Annotated in this window: 17 protein-coding genes; 14 read left to right on the forward strand and 3 right to left on the reverse strand. The window is 58.9% G+C overall.

The features are described from left to right. Window positions 1–52 precede the first annotated feature (52 nt). The 5 genes from AC6I6H_RS13480 (at window position 53) to AC6I6H_RS13500 (ending at window position 3,206) form a co-directional block, all read left to right on the forward strand. Window positions 53–460, forward strand: a complete 408-nt coding sequence (locus tag AC6I6H_RS13480; RefSeq protein ID WP_497954378.1) for a NusG domain II-containing protein — start codon at window positions 53–55, stop codon at window positions 458–460. A gap of 104 nt (window positions 461–564) precedes the next feature. Beyond that, complete coding sequence (locus AC6I6H_RS13485) at window positions 565–741, forward strand: hypothetical protein (protein ID WP_497954379.1); 177 nt, start codon at window positions 565–567, stop codon at window positions 739–741. Between the two features lie 147 nt (window positions 742–888). Continuing rightward, on the forward strand, window positions 889–1,200 hold the full coding sequence (gene ppnP, locus AC6I6H_RS13490) for a pyrimidine/purine nucleoside phosphorylase (RefSeq protein ID WP_497954380.1): 312 nt from the start codon (window positions 889–891) through the stop codon (window positions 1,198–1,200). A gap of 24 nt (window positions 1,201–1,224) precedes the next feature. Then, window positions 1,225–1,719, forward strand: coding sequence for an NUDIX hydrolase (locus AC6I6H_RS13495; protein WP_497954381.1), 495 nt, complete (start codon window positions 1,225–1,227; stop codon window positions 1,717–1,719). Further along, complete coding sequence (locus AC6I6H_RS13500) at window positions 1,716–3,206, forward strand: DUF3658 domain-containing protein (RefSeq protein WP_497954382.1); 1,491 nt, start codon at window positions 1,716–1,718, stop codon at window positions 3,204–3,206. The genes AC6I6H_RS13495 and AC6I6H_RS13500 overlap by 4 nt, the downstream gene beginning before the upstream one ends. Window positions 3,207–3,344: 138 nt before the next feature. Here AC6I6H_RS13500 and AC6I6H_RS13505 read toward each other — a convergent pair whose 3' ends face one another. Beyond that, on the reverse strand, window positions 3,345–3,992 hold the full coding sequence (locus AC6I6H_RS13505; protein WP_497954383.1) for an S-layer homology domain-containing protein: 648 nt from the start codon (window positions 3,990–3,992) through the stop codon (window positions 3,345–3,347). A 197-nt stretch (window positions 3,993–4,189) separates the two neighbouring features. Here AC6I6H_RS13505 and fur point away from each other — a divergent pair, with 197 nt between their 5' ends. The 7 genes from fur to AC6I6H_RS13540 all read left to right on the forward strand — a co-directional run bounded on the left by fur (window position 4,190) and on the right by AC6I6H_RS13540 (window position 12,313). Continuing rightward, window positions 4,190–4,648 (forward strand): ferric iron uptake transcriptional regulator, encoded by a 459-nt coding sequence (fur, locus tag AC6I6H_RS13510; RefSeq protein WP_497954452.1) that lies wholly within the window; start codon window positions 4,190–4,192, stop codon window positions 4,646–4,648. A gap of 87 nt (window positions 4,649–4,735) precedes the next feature. Further along, a complete protein-coding gene (locus AC6I6H_RS13515) occupies window positions 4,736–5,233 on the forward strand; it encodes a VOC family protein (protein ID WP_497954384.1) in 498 nt (165 codons plus the stop codon). Between the two features lie 16 nt (window positions 5,234–5,249). Further along, window positions 5,250–5,816, forward strand: coding sequence for a nitroreductase family protein (locus tag AC6I6H_RS13520; RefSeq protein WP_497954385.1), 567 nt, complete (start codon window positions 5,250–5,252; stop codon window positions 5,814–5,816). A gap of 55 nt (window positions 5,817–5,871) precedes the next feature. Further along, complete coding sequence (locus AC6I6H_RS13525) at window positions 5,872–6,522, forward strand: HAD family hydrolase (RefSeq protein ID WP_497954386.1); 651 nt, start codon at window positions 5,872–5,874, stop codon at window positions 6,520–6,522. 191 nt (window positions 6,523–6,713) lie between these two features. Further along, on the forward strand, window positions 6,714–7,823 hold the full coding sequence (locus AC6I6H_RS13530; RefSeq protein WP_497954387.1) for an isochorismatase family protein: 1,110 nt from the start codon (window positions 6,714–6,716) through the stop codon (window positions 7,821–7,823). Between the two features lie 203 nt (window positions 7,824–8,026). After that, complete coding sequence (locus AC6I6H_RS13535) at window positions 8,027–9,052, forward strand: LacI family DNA-binding transcriptional regulator (protein ID WP_497954388.1); 1,026 nt, start codon at window positions 8,027–8,029, stop codon at window positions 9,050–9,052. A gap of 123 nt (window positions 9,053–9,175) precedes the next feature. Beyond that, window positions 9,176–12,313 (forward strand): alpha-mannosidase, encoded by a 3,138-nt coding sequence (locus AC6I6H_RS13540; protein ID WP_497954389.1) that lies wholly within the window; start codon window positions 9,176–9,178, stop codon window positions 12,311–12,313. A 117-nt stretch (window positions 12,314–12,430) separates the two neighbouring features. On the opposite strand, the gene AC6I6H_RS13545 is transcribed toward AC6I6H_RS13540, so the two are convergent. Beyond that, window positions 12,431–13,033, reverse strand: coding sequence for a hypothetical protein (locus tag AC6I6H_RS13545; protein WP_497954390.1), 603 nt, complete (start codon window positions 13,031–13,033; stop codon window positions 12,431–12,433). Window positions 13,034–13,192: 159 nt separating this feature from the next. Here AC6I6H_RS13545 and AC6I6H_RS13550 point away from each other — a divergent pair, with 159 nt between their 5' ends. After that, window positions 13,193–13,753, forward strand: coding sequence for a GNAT family N-acetyltransferase (locus AC6I6H_RS13550; RefSeq protein ID WP_497954391.1), 561 nt, complete (start codon window positions 13,193–13,195; stop codon window positions 13,751–13,753). Between the two features lie 66 nt (window positions 13,754–13,819). Here the strand turns inward: AC6I6H_RS13550 and AC6I6H_RS13555 are convergent, their stop codons facing one another. Then, a complete protein-coding gene (locus AC6I6H_RS13555) occupies window positions 13,820–15,136 on the reverse strand; it encodes a deoxyguanosinetriphosphate triphosphohydrolase family protein (RefSeq protein ID WP_497954392.1) in 1,317 nt (438 codons plus the stop codon). 299 nt (window positions 15,137–15,435) lie between these two features. On the opposite strand from AC6I6H_RS13555, the gene add reads away from it, so the two are divergent. After that, window positions 15,436–16,485, forward strand: a complete 1,050-nt coding sequence (gene add, locus AC6I6H_RS13560) for an adenosine deaminase (RefSeq protein ID WP_497954393.1) — start codon at window positions 15,436–15,438, stop codon at window positions 16,483–16,485. Window positions 16,486–16,558: the final 73 nt, after the last annotated feature.

Below are 16,558 nucleotides of genomic sequence, written 5' to 3' on the forward strand. Positions count from 1 at the left end.
GGAGGTGAGAAACGTCCGCCGGATTACGTAACGGGATCGTGAGTGAACAACAATGAAATGGCTGAACCTGAAACGGGGAGATTTTTTTCTTTTTGGCGCTTTGCTGCTCCTTTTCGGCTTATGGACCGTCATGTCCTTTTCCAAAAGCGAAACGAGTGCGAACGGGTCCTGGAACGCCAAAATATCGGTCAACGGAGAGCTTTACCAAATGGTGCCGCTCGGCGGGCAGGAGAAAACAATCGAGGTCCGGACCGAATTCGGACATAACATCTTGAAGGCATACGACAACGGCATCCGGATGGTCTATTCGGATTCGCCCCTCAAAATCGACATGTCGATGGGGTTTATCAGCAAGCCGAGGCAAACGATCATTTGCCTGCCCAACCGCCTGCTGGTGGAGATAGTCGCTCCCGACGGCGGGACGCCTCCGGATGACGGATTGGACGCCGTGGCAAGCTGACGATTAATAAGATTTATTAATCCGCTGAATAGTTCCTTCGGGTAGCGGGTAAGGATAAGTACGTTACCGCATTATTCTTGCCAACGCAAAAGGAGGAAATGAACATGGCAGACCACAGAGAAGATCTGGCGCGCAACGAACTGAATCCCGAAGGCGATTCCCTGGCGGAAAAGAAGAAGATCAAGCAAGGCGTCGACATCGAGCCGGAAGCGGATGAGTGGGTGGCCAAGCCGGCCTCACAGCTGGACCCCGATGCATTGACGAATAAAAACGATAAATAGACCGTTGCTAGCGAATGAGGCGTCCGGCATCTGCCGGGCGTCTTTTGCTTGTTCGCGATCCCAGGCGGACTCCCGAATGACAGGCTTGTCCCGCTTTTGGTACAATGAAGCGAAATACGAAGCGTCATTTGAAAAGGAGACGATTCCATGGACCGGTTTGAAAATGTGACGGTACTCAAAAAAGCAAACCTTTATTTTGACGGCAAGGTTTCCAGCCGCACGGTGCTGTTTCCGGACGGCACCCGCAAGACGCTCGGCGTCATGCTGCCCGGCGAATACGAATTCGGGACGGACAGCGAAGAGCGGATGGACATTTTGGCCGGGGAGCTGAAGGTGCTGCTGCCGGGAGAGACGGAGTGGCTCTCGATCGAGGGAGAAGGAAGCTTTACGGTGCCCGCCAACGAAAAGTTCAAGCTGCAAGTGGCAAAAGCGACGGACTACTGCTGCTCCTACAGCTGAGGTGGCGAAAAGGGGGGGCATGTGTTGGGGTACATAAGCGAACTGCGTGAATTGGTGGGCACCCGTCCGATTATTATGGCGGGGGCTTGCGTGCTGGTGTATAACGGCGATGGGCATCTGCTGCTGCAAAAAAGAACCGACACCGGCGATTGGGGAACCATCGGCGGGGCGATGGAGCTTGGCGAATCGATGGAGGAAACCGCGGCGCGGGAGCTGTACGAGGAGGCCGGCTTGACGGCGGAGGCCTTCCGGTTTGTCGGCCTGCTTTCCGGTCGGGATATGTATTATTGTTATCCGAACGGAGACCAAATCTATAACGTAATGGCGATTTTTGAAGCCGTTGGAGTGAAAGGCACTCCCCGGGTGATGGACAACGAAGGAATGGAAGTAAAGTATTTCCCTTTGGACCGGCCCGTTCCCGGCTTGAATCCGTTTAATGCGTACGCTCTGCGCAAGGCCGGCATTCTTCCGGATGCCGCTTCGGCCCCAATCGCGCCGGGAGAAGGGAAGGAATCATGACGCCGGAACAAACAGCCATTATTGAACAAGCCAAACGTTACGTACAAAAGGAATTGGAAAAGGACAGCAGCGGCCATGACTGGTGGCACATCGTCCGCGTTGCCCGGACAGCCGTCCGGCTGGCGGAGCTGGAAGGGGCCGACCGGTTCCTGTGCGAGCTGGCGGCGCTGCTTCACGACATCGCGGATGTGAAGCTGGCGGGCAGCAAGGAAGCGGGGATCGCCAAGGTGCGGAGCTGGCTGAACGGAGCGGCGGTCGAAGCCGGGGCGGCCCAGGCCGTGCTGGACATCGTGTCGACGATGTCATTCGGCGGAGGGGGCGGAGCTCCCATGGCGACGCCGGAAGGGCGGATCGTGCAGGACGCCGACCGGCTGGATGCGATCGGAGCCATTGGCATCGCGCGAACGTTTGCTTACGGGGGCTCAAGAGGCCGGCTTCCTTATGACCCGGCCACGCCCCCTCGCGCCGGGATGACCGAAGCGGAATACCGGAACGGACAGGGCACGTCGATCAATCACTTTTATGAAAAGCTGCTAAAGCTGAAGGACCGGATGAATACCGAGGCGGCGCGCGCCATTGCCGAAGAGCGGCATCAATTCATGAAATTGTATCTGCACATGTTCGATACCGAATGGGCGCTTGGCAACGAGGCGTATTTGCGGGAATCGCCGATTCCGGGCACGGACCGGGCGCAGCTTCACTTCGTTTTCGACGATTCCGCCGCCGGTTCGCTGAAGCATGCGCTGGGCCGGTCGCCGGAGGTAAAGGTCGTTTCTCTTCGTGATGATTTGTCCATTGGGCCTCTGCATGGGGAAGACGATGCGGAGGGACGGAAAGCCCGGCTGAACTGGATGACCGCGATCGACTCCGGCCGTTTGACGCCGGAGGATGAAGAGGATTACAGCGCCGCTTTGGAGTGGATGGAGTGGCCTCCCCGGCTTCAGGGGAAGCAGATTACCGTCTGGTGCGGGGATTCGGCCCGGGAGCAGCTCGGGCTGCGCCGGCTGCTCGCCCTGCTGCCGCACGATACGGAGGTCGATACGGTAAATCCGACCAGGCTTCTTCATGAACGTGATCCAGGCATCCGCTATCATGCCACCGGGGAGATCAAACCTGATCTGCTGCGCGAGCTGCTCCCGGAAGTGCGGCCGCTGGACGTGCGGGAACGCGCCGTCCTGGCGGGCGACTGGCGGAGGTTAATGGAAGAAGGGGGGACCCTTCGGATTTGGGCGGGAAACGGCTTGCGCACCGTTGACGAAGCCTATTATGATGAAACGATCCTGCAAGCCGTACAGAAGTTGAGCGGCTCCAGAGGCGGCTTGATCAAAGCGGCCCGTGTTGTCGGCGAGGTTCTCGGGCATGCCGAAGGCCGGCTGTCGGACGGGTTTCTCAATTACCGGCTTCGCTGTCTGGTCGCGGAGGGCAAGCTGAGCTTTGAAGGAACGCCGGGCCGGATGCGAAGCTACAGCGTAGGGCTTCCCGAGTAATCGCTGCTCTCGCCTTAACAAAAAACGCCTCCGCGGGAATCGCATGCGCGAACGTCCGCCGGGAGGCGTTTTGACACGTTCTTTTGGATTGCCGGTGAATCACTTGCGGTTTTCGGAGCCGAGCAGCCGATGCTTCGGTCAGAACGTTTCCAGAACCTCAAGCGCGTTGTAAGCCATAGCGGCCGCATCCTCCCGGCTGATTTCCGCTTTCGGATGGAAGCTTGCGCTTTCGTCCAGCGAAACGATCTTGTAATGCAGCGCACGCTGAACCGCGCCTTGGTACTCGACCGTCAACTCCGCATCGTCCGCAATTTCCGCCGGCACGAGGTTGATCATCGGCATGCGACCGGTTTTTTCGATGCCCTGCATCAGATAAAACGTGAATTCTTCCTTCGTCAGAGGCGCGGAAGGATTGAGATCGGCAGGGAAGCGGACGCCGTTGTAGTACGCTTTGATAAAGGCGTCCGAGTACCACGCCCCGTCCTTCACGTTGGGGTAGAACTCGCTCGCTTTCGGCGGGTAGGCAAACTTCATGGTGTCGAGATTCAGGTTCAAGGCTTTGACAATGAGGCTGACGCCTTCCGCAGCGGTAAGGCTTTGGGAGGGACGGAATTCGGAGGCGCTGAAGCCGGACACAATGCCTTTTTCCTGAAGAGCGGTAATTTTGCCGGCTGCCGGAGTGGTGCCCGTGTCGGCAAATCCGGGCGCGGCCAGCGCCTGGCCGGCTATTGAAAAAGCAAGCAAAGCAGCGGCGGATACGGGAATGAGTTTGCGCAGTTGGTTCATAAGGGTTCCTCCTGATCGGTACTGTCTTTCGTTTCGACTCCTCTGACGGAAAAAGCAGGAAAAAGGTTGCAGGCCCGGGCGAAAGGCTGGCGGACGAAAAGTCTTTACAGCTGTCTTAATTATAATTATAATAAAAAAAGATTTAATATAATTATGATGGCATTCGGAAAGGACGTACTCCGATGGAAGCGCAAACGATGATGACAACGCTTGATAAAATCAAAAACCAATTGTCCGCCAAAGCCTACAAGCTGACGCCGCAGCGGGAAGCGACGGTGCGGGTGCTGCTGGAGAACGAAGAGGATCATTTGCGCGCCGAGGATGTCTACCTGAAGGTCAAAGAGACGTTTCCCGACATCGGACTCGCCACCGTTTACCGCACGCTGGAGCTGTTGAGCGACCTGCAGGTGGTCGAAAAGGTCCACTTCCGCGACGGGGTTTCCCGGTTCGATTTGCGCGGAGAGTCAAACACTCACCATCATCACCACCTGGTCTGCATTCAATGCGGACGCGTGGAGGAAATCAAGGAGGACTGGCTGCTGCCCCTGGAGCAGCGTCTGGCCCGCGAATATTCCTTCGAGGTGATCGATCATCACCTGGATTTTCACGGTGTTTGCCGTGACTGCCGGACAGACCGTCCGGCGAAGGCTCACTGATTTCAAAGCTTGGCTGCTAGGCCGGCCGATACCAAAACACCCTTCCCTCGAAGGGTGTTTTTTTGTCCGCGTACGCAGTCTTTTGTTATGATGGTAAAGATAACCGATAACCGAACCGGAGGTGCTCTGCTGCAAATGGTTCTTTCCTTTACCCGCATCGGAAACGTATATGTTCCGACGGCCAATCTGGATGAATCGGTGGACTGGTATGTCCGGCACCTGGACTTCAAGCTGCAAGCCCGCTTTGAGGACCGGGGCGCGGAGATCGCTGTCCTGCATCATCCCCATGTACACTCGATTGCACTTTTGCTGATTGAAACCAAGGATGCCGCCCGGCTTGCCTTTTCAGTCGACGGCCGGCCGTTTCCCGCTTTATCGCTCTATTGCCCCGACATCCTGGCGACCCGGGAGCGGTTGCTGCAAAACGGCGTAGAGGTCGGCGAGCTGAAGGACCACAGCGGGAGCGGGGAGGCGCTGTATTTCTACTTCCGCGACAATCAGGGCAACTGGCTGGAGGGCGCCTGGTCCAAATGGGACACCCCCGACGAAATCAAACCCGGCTGGCTTGCTGCGGAAGAAGCGTAAAAAGGAGGAGATTCTCGTGGACGCATTTGAAGCGATCGTAACGCGCCGGACGGTGGGCAGGTTTACGGAGGAACCCGTGCCCCGGGCGTTATTGGAGCGTGTGCTGGAAGCCGGGAACTGGGCGCCCAGCCATCACCGGACCGAGCCGTGGCGGTTCTTCGTCTTGACGGGGGACGGCCGCAAAAGGCTGGCTGACGCATACGGAGAGGTCGCCGCGGACGGTTTATCCGGCTCCGGGGCGGAGGAAGCGCGGGTAAAGCAGGCCGCTAAAGCGTACCGGGCGCCGGCGGTGATCGCCGTTGCCGTTACACCGTCCGGCGAGCCGCACGTCGAGCGGATCGAAGAATTCGCGGCCGCCCATGCCGCCGTGCAAAACATGCTGCTGGCCGCACACGCGCTAGGACTTGGCGCGATCTGGCGGTCGGGCGGGCCGCTTTATCATCCTGCAATGAAACGGGCCTTCGGACTGGGCGAGGCGGATGCGCTGGTTGCGCTTGTTTATCTGGGAAGCCCGGCCGCGCCGCCGCCGCAAGGAGCCCGCAGGCCCGCCGAGCAGAAAACGGAATGGATAACGGAAGCGTAGCAGGGAGCGCGCAAAGCGCGGGAATCATCCGCTGCGCATAAGGGGAGACGCACAAGTGGGACGCATAAAAGGCATTATTTTCGATATGGACAATACGCTGCTCCAATCGGCCATCGATTTTGCAGCGATGAAAGCGGACACGTTCCGCTACTTGGTGGACGAAGGGCTCCTGGATGCGGAACTTGCGCTGGAGAACCACACCACCTCCACTTTGATCGGCGAGGCGTCGAAAGGGGCGCAGCTGCCGGAAAAGCAAATCGCCGCTCTTTATGAAATCGCCAAGAAGCACGAAGTGGCCGGAATGAAGGATGCGGAACTGGAGCCGGGCGCACTGCAGCTGCTGGAGCGGCTGTCCGGGAAGTACGAGCTTGCCGTGGTGACCAACAACGCCAACGAAGCGGCGCTTGCGGCCCTCCGGCATAACGGCGTGGCGCATTATTTTTCCGTCGTGGCGGGCCGGGAGACCGCAAAACGGCTGAAGCCGTATCCGGACGGGTTTCTCCATGTGCTGCGCGCGTTCCCTGCGCTTCGGCCGGACGAGTGGCTGTCCGTGGGCGATTCCTGGACCGACGGCAGGGCTTCGCTGGAAGCGGGCATTGCTTTTCTCGCTTACCGGGCGGACCGGGAGAAGATGGCCGCGATGGGCGTGGAGCCGTCCGGCTGGCTGAATGCGCTGGAGGATCTGAACGAGTATCTGCGCGATTAGCACGCTGCAAAAAGGAGCCGAAAGGCTCCTTTTTGCGTGTTCCCCGCAGGGTTGTCGTCGTTCCGTTTTTCGGATTTTCCGGCGATTTACGGCAAATTTATGAACAGGGTGGTGGCTTGCCGAGAGACTGCTATACTGGAGTTACACCATTGCGGAATGGGCGGATTCATTCTGCGAACGGAGATGAAGGCATGAAGAACGGAGCTTTTTCAGATGAGTTTTTGCGTATCACGCTTTACCGGATGTGCGCGCTGTACGCCGGAAAGCTGAAAGAAGCCGTCAAGGGGCTGACGCCGGAGCAGCTTTCGGCTGTGCCTTATCCCGGGGCGAACCCGATCGGCGGCATCGTCAGCCATATGATCGAGCACATCGCCCGAAATGTGCTTCGCCTGAGCGGCAGGGAAGAGGAATTGGCGCCGGGCTTTGAAACGTATTTTCCTTCATCCGGAGAAACCGCCGGGCAGCTCGGCGCGCGTCTGGATGCGGGACTAAAGGAATGGAAGGGTGTGCTGGAGAGCTTTATCCGAGGCGAACGAACGCTGGATAAGGAGCAGCTGCACCACCTGTATCACCTCGTCGAGCATACGGGCTATCACCTTGGACAGCTCATTGACCGCTCGAAAGCTTTGAAAGGAGCGGAAGTCAGCTTGTATTCCAAAGGATTTACGGAAAGCGCGCTGCGCGAACGGATTTTGGCCTCCTGCCGGGAGCTTTCCCCGGTTCCGGACGAACGCTTCGAGGCAGCCGCCTGGGAAGAAGACGAGGAAGAGCTGCCCCGTACGGCCCTTCTTGTGGTGGACGTTCAGGAGGGGCCGCTGGCCGGGACGTTCCGGCGCAAGGAAACGGTGGACACGATCTGCCGTTTGATCGAGAGGGCGGAAAGGGAGAACGTCCCCGTCTTTTATATCCGTCACGAGGGTATCCCGGGGGGCGGCATGGAGCCGGGCTCTCCACTCTGGCAGTGGACGCCGGAGCTGGCGGCCTTCCGCAAGGACCTGGAAATCCCCAAGCAGGCGACGGACGCTTTTTACCGTTCATCGCTGCGGGGCGAGCTGGTCAGCCGCGGAATCGGCCGGGTCGTCATTGCGGGCGCACGGACCGATTATTGCGTGGATACGACCTGCCGGTCGGCGGTAACGCAGGGCTTTCAGGTGGTGCTGGTGGAAGACGGGCACACCTGCACGGACGGGGCGATTCCGGCGGAAGCGATTATCTGGCATCATAACTTGACCCTGGAGTCCGTGGGAACGCGCGAACGGCGGATATCCGTCACGAAAGCGGAGGACGTGCAATTTCACTGACAGGAAGGCGGCGGAACGCCCCTGTGAGGCTTCCCGCCTCGCAGAATGTCCGTCAAGGCGGCGAACTTGAACGCCTGCTCCCGTTTATGCTTGGCCGGTTCGCATGAGGGCTGGCCAAGCGCAGAAAACAGGAGGAAAAGAAGAAAAGATAGAGGCTTGCGCTCTTCATAACACGTGTTATAATAGCCCTGTGAGGTGGTCGCTTGCCGAAAAAACGTGTGACGAGCTTTGATGTGGCGAAACGCGCCGGAGTTTCGCGCAGTGTGGTGTCGGCGGTGCTGAATGGAACCCAGGGGATCGGCATGAGCGCGGAAACCCGGGAGGCGGTGCTGGCCGCCATGCGCGAGCTGGATTACCATGTGGACGCGCAGGCCCGCGCCATGAAGACCGGTGAAAGCCGCTGCATTGCCGCTTTCGGCGATATGGCCAATCCCTTGTTTTTGCAGGTGCTGGAAGGGATGCAGCAGGCATGCGCCGCCAAAGGCTATCATGTGCTGATCTATGGGATGGATTCGCGCAGCAAGGGGCGGACCGGTCTTGTCGATCTGTTCCGGCAGCGCCGAATCGACGGAATCGTAAGCCTTGATGCGACGAGCTGCCGGGACGAAAGCTGGGCGGAGGCGGTCGCCCGTCACGGCATCCCTTATGTCTCGGTGGAAGGGTACGCCGATATGCCGCAAATCGCTTCCGTGCTGGCCGATTACCGGGAGAGCGTCAGCCATGCCCTGCGCTATTTGACGGAGCGCCATTCGGGCGCACCGGTATTTGTGCGGGTCGCGGAGGCGGAGGGCAGGCTGGAGAACTGGGCCGAGCGCGACCGGCTGGCCGCCTATCTGGACTTTCGGAAGCAGGCCGGGGGAGAACCGTTTGTGGAAACGCTTTACGCGCCGGATGATTCCGCCTTCTCGGACCTGCTGGCGAAATACGCCTCTGCCGGCGACACGCCCGTCTTTTTGTCCAACTGGGTGTTCGGGGCGATGGGGCTGTACCGGGCGGCAGCCGAACGGGGGCTGACGATAGGCAAAGACCTGTTCGTCATGTCGGCGGACAATACGCTGCGCGTCAACCGCTATTTGATTCCGGCGCTGTCCAGTATGGAGATTCCCTATGCCCGCATGGGCGGGCAAGCCATCGAAGGGCTGCTGCGGCTGATCGCGGAAGAAGCGCCCTGGGAAAGCGGCGGCAAGCATTGGCTGAAGGCCGATCTGGCTCCCGGCGAAAGTGCATGAGCCGGATGCTCCGGCCCGCTGCTGTCAAAAAGAAAACGGAAGATAAGGAAGCACTGGAAAGACTCCGCCTCAGAGCGGTGTTCCTTTCCGTCAAATAACACGTGTTATGAAAGAGGTGTCCTCATGTTTTGGACCATGGACAAATTGAAAGCCCGCATTAACGAGCTGGCCGAGCTGCGCTACCGGGATGCGATTGCACTGGACGAATGGTCGTACGCCGTGGATGAGGAGAAAGCCAACGGCGTTACTTCCGCGCCGGCGGGTGACGGCGGCCAAACGGTGCGCCGGGGCGACCGCTGGAAAGGCCGCGACTTGTATGTTTGGCTGTCTCGTGAAGCCGAAGTGCCCGCTGCCTGGAAAGACCGCACCGTTGTCGGCCGCTTCGATTTCGGAAAGACGGGCGGCGGCAACAATTCGGGCTTCGAGTCGCTGCTGTATCTGAACGGAGCACCCTATCAGGGGGTGGACTCCAATCATCAGGAAGTGTTTCTGGGTGCGGAGCATGCCGGCCGGACCGTGGACCTCCGGTTTCGTCTGTGGTCCGGTCTGGAAGGCGGAGGCGTCCCGCGCGAGCAAGAGCATCAGCTGAAGCGGGCGGAGCTTGCCTGGCTGGACGAAACGGCGGACGATCTGTATTATACCGGCCGTGCGGTGCTCGGCACCGTCAGCGTGCTCGCGGAGGACCGGCCGGAGCGGCCCGAGCTGCTCAAGGCGCTGGACCGCGCGTTCCTGCTGGTGGATTGGTCGCGCCCGGGTTCGGAGGCGTTCTACGCGAGCGTGAAGGAAGCGGCCGACAAGCTTCACGAAGGGCTGGCCGCGATTGAACACCGCCACCCCGTGACCGTTACGGCCGTCGGCCATACGCATATCGACGTCGCCTGGCTCTGGCGGCTCACGCACACCCGGGAGAAGTCGGCGCGCTCTTTTTCCACCGTGCTTCGCCTGATGGAGAAATACCCCGAGTATATTTTTCTGCAATCCCAGCCGCAGCTGTATGAATATATCAAACACGACTATCCCGAGATTTACGAAAAAATCAAGGAGCGCATCCGCGAAGGGCGTTGGGAAGCAGGCGGCGCGATGTGGCTGGAGGCCGACTGCAACCTGACAAGCGGGGAATCGCTGGTTCGGCAAATTTTGTACGGGACGGAATTTTTCCGCAAGGAGTTTGGCGTCGAGAACAAATACCTGTGGCTGCCCGACGTGTTCGGTTACAGCTGGGCGCTTCCGCAAATTTTGCGGAAAGCCGGGATCACCACGTTCATGACGACGAAAATCAGCTGGAGCCAATACAACCGGATGCCGCATGATACGTTCAAATGGCGGGGCATCGACGGCTCGGAGGTGCTGACGCACTTTATCACGACACCGGAGGGGCCGGATTCCGGCGCCTGGTATTACACGTATAACGGGCTGATCGAGCCGTTTTCGGCCAAAGGCATCTGGGATGTGTACCGCGACAAGGAATTGAATCAGGAATTGCTGCTTTCTTACGGCTACGGAGACGGGGGCGGCGGCGTCAACCGCGAAATGCTGGAGATGCGGCGCAGGCTGGAAAACATGCCGGGCGTTCCGGCGGTCAAAACCGGCCGCGCGGATGAATTTTTCGACCGCCTGCACGAAACGGTGGAAGCGAGCGACCGGTACATTCATACCTGGGACGGGGAGCTGTACCTGGAGTTCCATCGCGGCACCTACACGAGCCAGGCGTATAACAAACGCATGAACCGGAAGCTGGAGCTTTTGTTCCGGGAAGCGGAGCTGCTGCAGGTGCAGGCGGCCGTCGCAACCGGCAGCTGGGCGAACTATCCGGCCGCGTCGCTTCTGGAGGGCTGGCGCACGATTCTGCGCAATCAGTTCCACGACATCATTCCAGGCTCGTCCATCGGCGAGGTGTACGCGGATTCCCGGATCGAATATGCCGGCGCGGAGAAGATCGGACTGGCGGCGCGCGAGGAAGCGGCCGACGCGCTGCGGGCCGCGGATGCTGGTGCGGATGCGGTAACGGTGTACAACAACGCGTCCTTCGAAAGAAGCGATCTTGTCCGCATCCCGGCGGAGCGGTACGGCACCTCGGGAGAATGGACGGACGAAACGGGCGAAGCGCTGCAAAGCGAATACCGGGACGGCGTTTGGCAAATTGCGGCTGCCGCGGTCCCGCCTCTCGGCGCGCGTACGATCCGTTTTGTTTCCGGCGGAGGGCGGAAGGCTGCGGATATTCCGTTCCGGCTGGAAGGCTCCCGCTTGACGACTCCCCATTACGTGCTGGAATGGAACGAAGCGGGCCAGCTGACGTCGATCCGCGATCTGGCTGCGGACCGGGAGGTGCTGGCGCCCGGCTGCGCCGGCAACGTGCTTCAGGTGTTTGAAGACAAGCCGAAGATGTTCAACGCCTGGGACATTGATATTTTCTATCAGGAAAAACAGCGCGAAGTCACGGAGCTCCGCAGCGTAGAGGCCCTCGAATTCGGTCCGCTTTCCGCGACGGTGCGGTTTGTCTGGACGTACATGGATTCGACCATCGAGCAGGAGCTGACGGTGTATGCCGGCAGCCGCCGGATCGATTTCGCTACCAAGGCCGACTGGCATGAGCAGCAGCAGCTTCTGAAAACGGCCTTTCCTGTTGACGTCCGTTCGACGGAAGCCACGTACGACATCCAGTTCGGGAACGTCAAACGGCCGACGCACTGGAACACCAGCTGGGATTACGCCCGCTTTGAATCGGTCGGGCACCAGTGGGTCGACCTCTCCGAGCGCGATTACGGGGTCAGCTTGCTGAACGACTGCAAATATGGCCATGACATCAAAGACAACGTGATCCGGCTTTCTTTGATCAAATCCGCCATCGAGCCGGACCCGAATGCGGACCAGGGCGAGCACCGCTTCACGTACTCGCTGCTGCCGCACCAAGGCGACTGGGTGGACGGCCGGACGGCCCAGGAAGCCTGGATGCTGAACAACCCGCTGCTGGGCGTGCCGGGCGCAACGTCGGAAGCCGGCAAAACGCTGTTCCGGGTCAACGCGGCCAATGTCATGATCGATGCGGTCAAAAAGGCGGAGGATGGGGACGAGGTGATCGTCCGGCTCCACGAGTACACCGGCGGGCGCGGCAGCGTCAAGCTGACGAGCGACTACAGTATCGCTTCCTGGCAGGAATGCGATCTGATGGAGCGGCCGGAAGGCGACCGTCAGAGCGAAGCCGCGATTGCGTTTGCCATCAAACCGTATGAGATCAAAACGTTTCGGGTGACTTTCGCCTAAGACAAAAGCGGATGATGTGTCAAATGTAACCTTTCACAGGCTTTGGCTGTTTCGAGCAGGAATACATGAAATCCGGACCGGACAGGGAAATCCCTTGTTCGGGCCGGATTTTTTTGGCTATTGGCCGGAGGGAAGCGGTTTTCCGGTAGTTGAGGTTGCTTGCGGGCCCGCCACTTTTTGCCTCAGACCCCTATGAATAACGCCCAGTAAAGGCTCGTCGTCCCAGATCTGCGCTTCAATGTACCGCTCGGGGCCGTGCTCGCCGTTCGGGTTCCATGCTTGAGGGCAGCCGAACCGTTCGATAAGCAGGCCGATTTCGTCCAGCCGGTACACTTCTCCCCGGTATGGTTTGCCGTCCGTGATGCGAAAAGCGGGGAACATGTCGCCGTAAGTAAAGCTAATCGCATCCGGCGGAAAAGCGGCTGCCGGCAGTTTCAAGAAGCGTCCGTTAGGATACCACTCCAGCAGCCAGGGGCATTCGCCAAGCGTCATGTAATGCGGGCGAAGACGCTTGGGCCTTCCGCCTTTTTGGAGGAACCGCTCCCGCACCCGCTCCTCCAGCCCGCGGCGGACGGAAAGGTAATCGGGAGAACGCGCGGCGGCAAATCCTTTTCTCTCCAATCGGAGCCGCTCCTGCACCTGTTCCGCTTCATCGCCGGGCAAATCCGACAAATTGAGAAAAGGGCCTGTTTCCTCATTGTAATAGTGGTACAGTTCCATCGTTGCTTCCTCCGTTTTTGCGGCAATTTGGCACTATCCTTCGTTTTCGACAAGTTTGGAAAAGTTCCTTTTCCCGCCCGGGAGAAAAAACACGGTACGCATGCGGAAAAGTCGCAAACGTGATAAAGTAGAAAAAATTAAAGGTCTGGGGGCGGAATTATGGGGTTTTTGACAGGGGAACGCATTGAACTTCGGGAGTACCGCCGGGAGGACCTGGCTGCCATTCGAAGCTGGATTAACGATACGGCGATCACAACGGATCTGAGCGACACTTTTCTGTATCCGCGTTCGGAGACGCAAACGGAAGCTTTTCTTCAACGCCAGCTGGAGCAGACGTCGGACAACGCGAAGGGCTTTGTTATTGCCTTAAAAGAAACGGACGAATACATAGGGCAAGTCGATGTGCACGGGATTGACTGGAAGAACCGCTCCGCGGTGCTGGGGATCGTATTGGGTAAGCGTGAGAAGCTCGGCCAGGGCTTCGGCCGGGAGGCGATTGCGCTTGCCTTGCGGTTTGTGTTCGAATCGATGAACCTGCGCCGGCTTTCGCTGGAGGTGCTGGCCACCAATGAGCGGGCGATCCGCTGTTACCGGAGCTGCGGCTTCCAGGAAGAAGGAAGGCTGCGCCAAAAGGCGTTCCGGAACGGCCGGTATGTGGATGTTCTGGTCATGAGCATGCTGAGGAGCGAATACAGGGAGACCGGCCATTTGGCGGAATGAATGCAAACAATCCACCCTCCGGCAGCTGTCATGGTTTTGTGCCTGCTGCGCCAGGGTGGATTTTGTTTAGTCCATCTCGTAGATGGAGCCGGATTTGTTGGCATAGAGCTCGCCGTATACTTTTTCCGCGTAGGAATCGGTCATGCCCGAGAGATAATCGGCGACGAAACGCGGCCAAGGCCAGTTGGCTTTGTTGCGTTCATAGCTTTCAAGCCAATCGGGCGGAATGATCAGTCGGCCTGTGTCGGGGACGATGTAGCTGTCCCACAGCCGGCGGAGGATAATATCGCTCCTCATTTGGAGGCGCTGCACCCGGAAATCCTTGTGCAGCGTGACCCAGGCCAGCTTCTTCAAAATTTCCATCGTCCGCAGCAGCTCGAAGTCCTGTGCGCCGTCGCGGACAAACGTCACCTTTTTCCAGCCGTTGGCGGGATCGTCGATAATGCCGATCCGCCCGGCGAAGGTGCTTACCCAGCGCGCCTTCATTTCGCGCCGCGCCCGTGACGATTCCTTTCCGCTCAGCAGATAGACTTCCTCCCATTGCGTCAGATAGGCGGCCAGCACCCGCTGCACCATCGCCTTTACGTCAACCTGCTCCCAACCGAAGCCTGCATTCCCTTCATCGTTGACAATCTCGCTGACCAGGTTGCCGGCCAGCCAGTCATCCTCAAAGAATGCCCGGTGCATCTGGATTTTGCCAGCCCGAATGCCGTCTTCGATGTCATGGGTCGAATAGGCGATATCGTCGCACAAGTCCATCAGCTGGGTCTCCAAGGTGGTGCAGCCCGGAGGCAGCTGCCAGCGGGTGCGGAGCTCTTCGATGGCGGCCCACTCGGTTCCGTAGACGCCTTTGAGCCGCTTCGGCTCTTCCAGGCGAAACGGATATTTGTTGATCGCAAGCAGAACGGCGGCGGTCAGGTCCAATCCGCTTTCGCTGCCCGCCCGCTTCTCCAGAAACATCAGGATGCGGAAGTTTTGCGCGTTTCCCTCGTATTTCATTCCGAATTGCTCCATTAAAAGCCGGTTCAGCACATCTTCGCCCTTGTGGCCGAAGGGCGGATGGCCGAGGTCGTGCGCAAGCGCCGCGCACTCTACCACCGCCTGCTCCAGCACCAGGCCGGGATGCTCCTTGCGCGCCAGAAACGGATACTGCGAAGCAAGCCGGCGCGCCGCTTCCCGGGCGATTTGCGACACCTCCAGCGAATGGGTCAGCCGGGTGCGGTAATAATCGCCCGAGCCGGCCCCGAACACTTGCGATTTCCCCTGCAGCCGACGGAACGCGGGGGATTGTATCAAGCGGGCGTAATCCCGTTCGTATTCTTCCCGTTCCTCGCTGAACGTTCCGCTGACCGGATCGTCCAGCCTCATTTTACGCAAATCCATGCGAATTCCTCCTCGAGAAACACTTCACCGAAAACCGCCGCAGCCGAAACAAAACCTCTGCCGCAAAACGGTTTTGAAAATTGTATCACATCGGGAAAGGCCATAAAAGAGGTGCAGAAAAGTTGACGCGATATTCAGCTATATTGTTATTTTCTTTATATTGTGTTATATAAGATTACATAAACACACATTATCGTTGGAATTCTTTCATAAACCTAACACGAAGTTTCCATCAATTATCCTTTTTGAGTCTTTTTCATCGGCGGGAAATCAAACTTAAAGAAAGGGAGGAAACAACGATGGAGGCGGCAAAACGGGATTGGGTTTTCATCCAGCAAATGCCGAAGGTCGATTTGCACCTTCATTTGGACGGCAGCCTCAAAACGGAAACGGTCATCGAGCTTGCGGCCGAGCAGGGGATTGAACTTCCGGCGCAGGAGCCGAACCGGCTGACCCCTTATCTTCGGGTTAACGACGACTGCCGGAGTCTGAAGGAATATTTGAGCAAATTCGAGTTTACGACCCGTTTTCTGCAAACCCCGCGGTCGCTGGAGAGGGCCGCGTACGAAGCGCTGGCGGATTCCGCGCAGCACAACGTCCGTTATGCGGAAATCCGCTTCGCCCCCCAGCTTCACCGGAGTGGGGGGATGAGCCCGGAGGAGACGATTTACTGGGTGATCGAAGGGCTTAAGCGCGGGGAAAAAGACTTTGGCATGACCGCACGGGTCATCGCGATTTGCATGCGGCACCATCCGCAAAAGCTGAATCTGGAGGTCATCGAAGCGGCTGCGAAGTACTTCGGCAAAGGCCTGGTGGCGGTCGACCTGGCAGGAGACGAGGCTTCCTTTCCGCCGGAGCAGTTTCGGGAAGTGTTCGCCCTTGCCCACAAGAAGGGAATCCCGGTAACCATTCACGCCGGCGAAGCGGCCGGCGCGCAGAACATCGACGAAGCGGTCACGCGCCTCGGCGCTTCCCGGATCGGTCACGGAGTGAGGCTGCGGGAAAGCGAGCCGGTGCTGAAAATGATGCAGAAGCGGCAAATTCCGATGGAAATGTGCCCGGTCAGCAACCTTCAAACCAAAGCGGTCCCGGACTGGCACTCCTACCCGCTGCGGGATTATTTCGACCGGGGCCTTATGGTGACGGTCAACACGGACAATCCCGGCGTTTCGGGAACGACCATTTCCCGCGAATACGGCGTGTTGGCCGAAAAATTCGAATTTTGCCTTAGCGAGCTGGGCAGACTGGTGCTGAACGGAATGGAAGCGGCTTTTCTGGAGGAACCAAAGAAGCGGTTGTTAAAGGAAGAGCTGCGCGGCCAATTGAACCGGTTTGGAGCAGCCATTTAGCGCGCATGCGCGCAGCGGCGGTTTTCCGGACAGCTGCCGGAAGCCTCTCAGCCTGTCGGCCCCCATGCTGCCC

This window comes from Gorillibacterium sp. sgz306347, from assembly GCF_059735245.1.

Bases quoted from the DNA above. Each gene is read 5' to 3' on its own strand.
- AC6I6H_RS13505 (WP_497954383.1), bottom strand. From the start codon at position 3,992: ATGAACCAACTGCGCAAACTCATTCCCGTATCCGCCGCTGCTTTGCTT.
- AC6I6H_RS13550 (WP_497954391.1), top strand. From the start codon at position 13,193: ATGGGGTTTTTGACAGGGGAACGCATTGAACTTCGGGAGTACCGCCGG.
- AC6I6H_RS13545 (WP_497954390.1), bottom strand. From the start codon at position 13,033: ATGGAACTGTACCACTATTACAATGAGGAAACAGGCCCTTTTCTCAAT.
- add (WP_497954393.1), top strand. From the start codon at position 15,436: ATGGAGGCGGCAAAACGGGATTGGGTTTTCATCCAGCAAATGCCGAAG.
- AC6I6H_RS13485 (WP_497954379.1), top strand. From the start codon at position 565: ATGGCAGACCACAGAGAAGATCTGGCGCGCAACGAACTGAATCCCGAA.
- AC6I6H_RS13540 (WP_497954389.1), top strand. From the start codon at position 9,176: ATGTTTTGGACCATGGACAAATTGAAAGCCCGCATTAACGAGCTGGCC.
- AC6I6H_RS13480 (WP_497954378.1), top strand. From the start codon at position 53: ATGAAATGGCTGAACCTGAAACGGGGAGATTTTTTTCTTTTTGGCGCT.
- AC6I6H_RS13555 (WP_497954392.1), bottom strand. From the start codon at position 15,136: ATGGATTTGCGTAAAATGAGGCTGGACGATCCGGTCAGCGGAACGTTC.
- fur (WP_497954452.1), top strand. From the start codon at position 4,190: ATGATGACAACGCTTGATAAAATCAAAAACCAATTGTCCGCCAAAGCC.
- AC6I6H_RS13500 (WP_497954382.1), top strand. From the start codon at position 1,716: ATGACGCCGGAACAAACAGCCATTATTGAACAAGCCAAACGTTACGTA.
- AC6I6H_RS13515 (WP_497954384.1), top strand. From the start codon at position 4,736: ATGATGGTAAAGATAACCGATAACCGAACCGGAGGTGCTCTGCTGCAA.
- AC6I6H_RS13530 (WP_497954387.1), top strand. From the start codon at position 6,714: ATGAAGAACGGAGCTTTTTCAGATGAGTTTTTGCGTATCACGCTTTAC.
- ppnP (WP_497954380.1), top strand. From the start codon at position 889: ATGGACCGGTTTGAAAATGTGACGGTACTCAAAAAAGCAAACCTTTAT.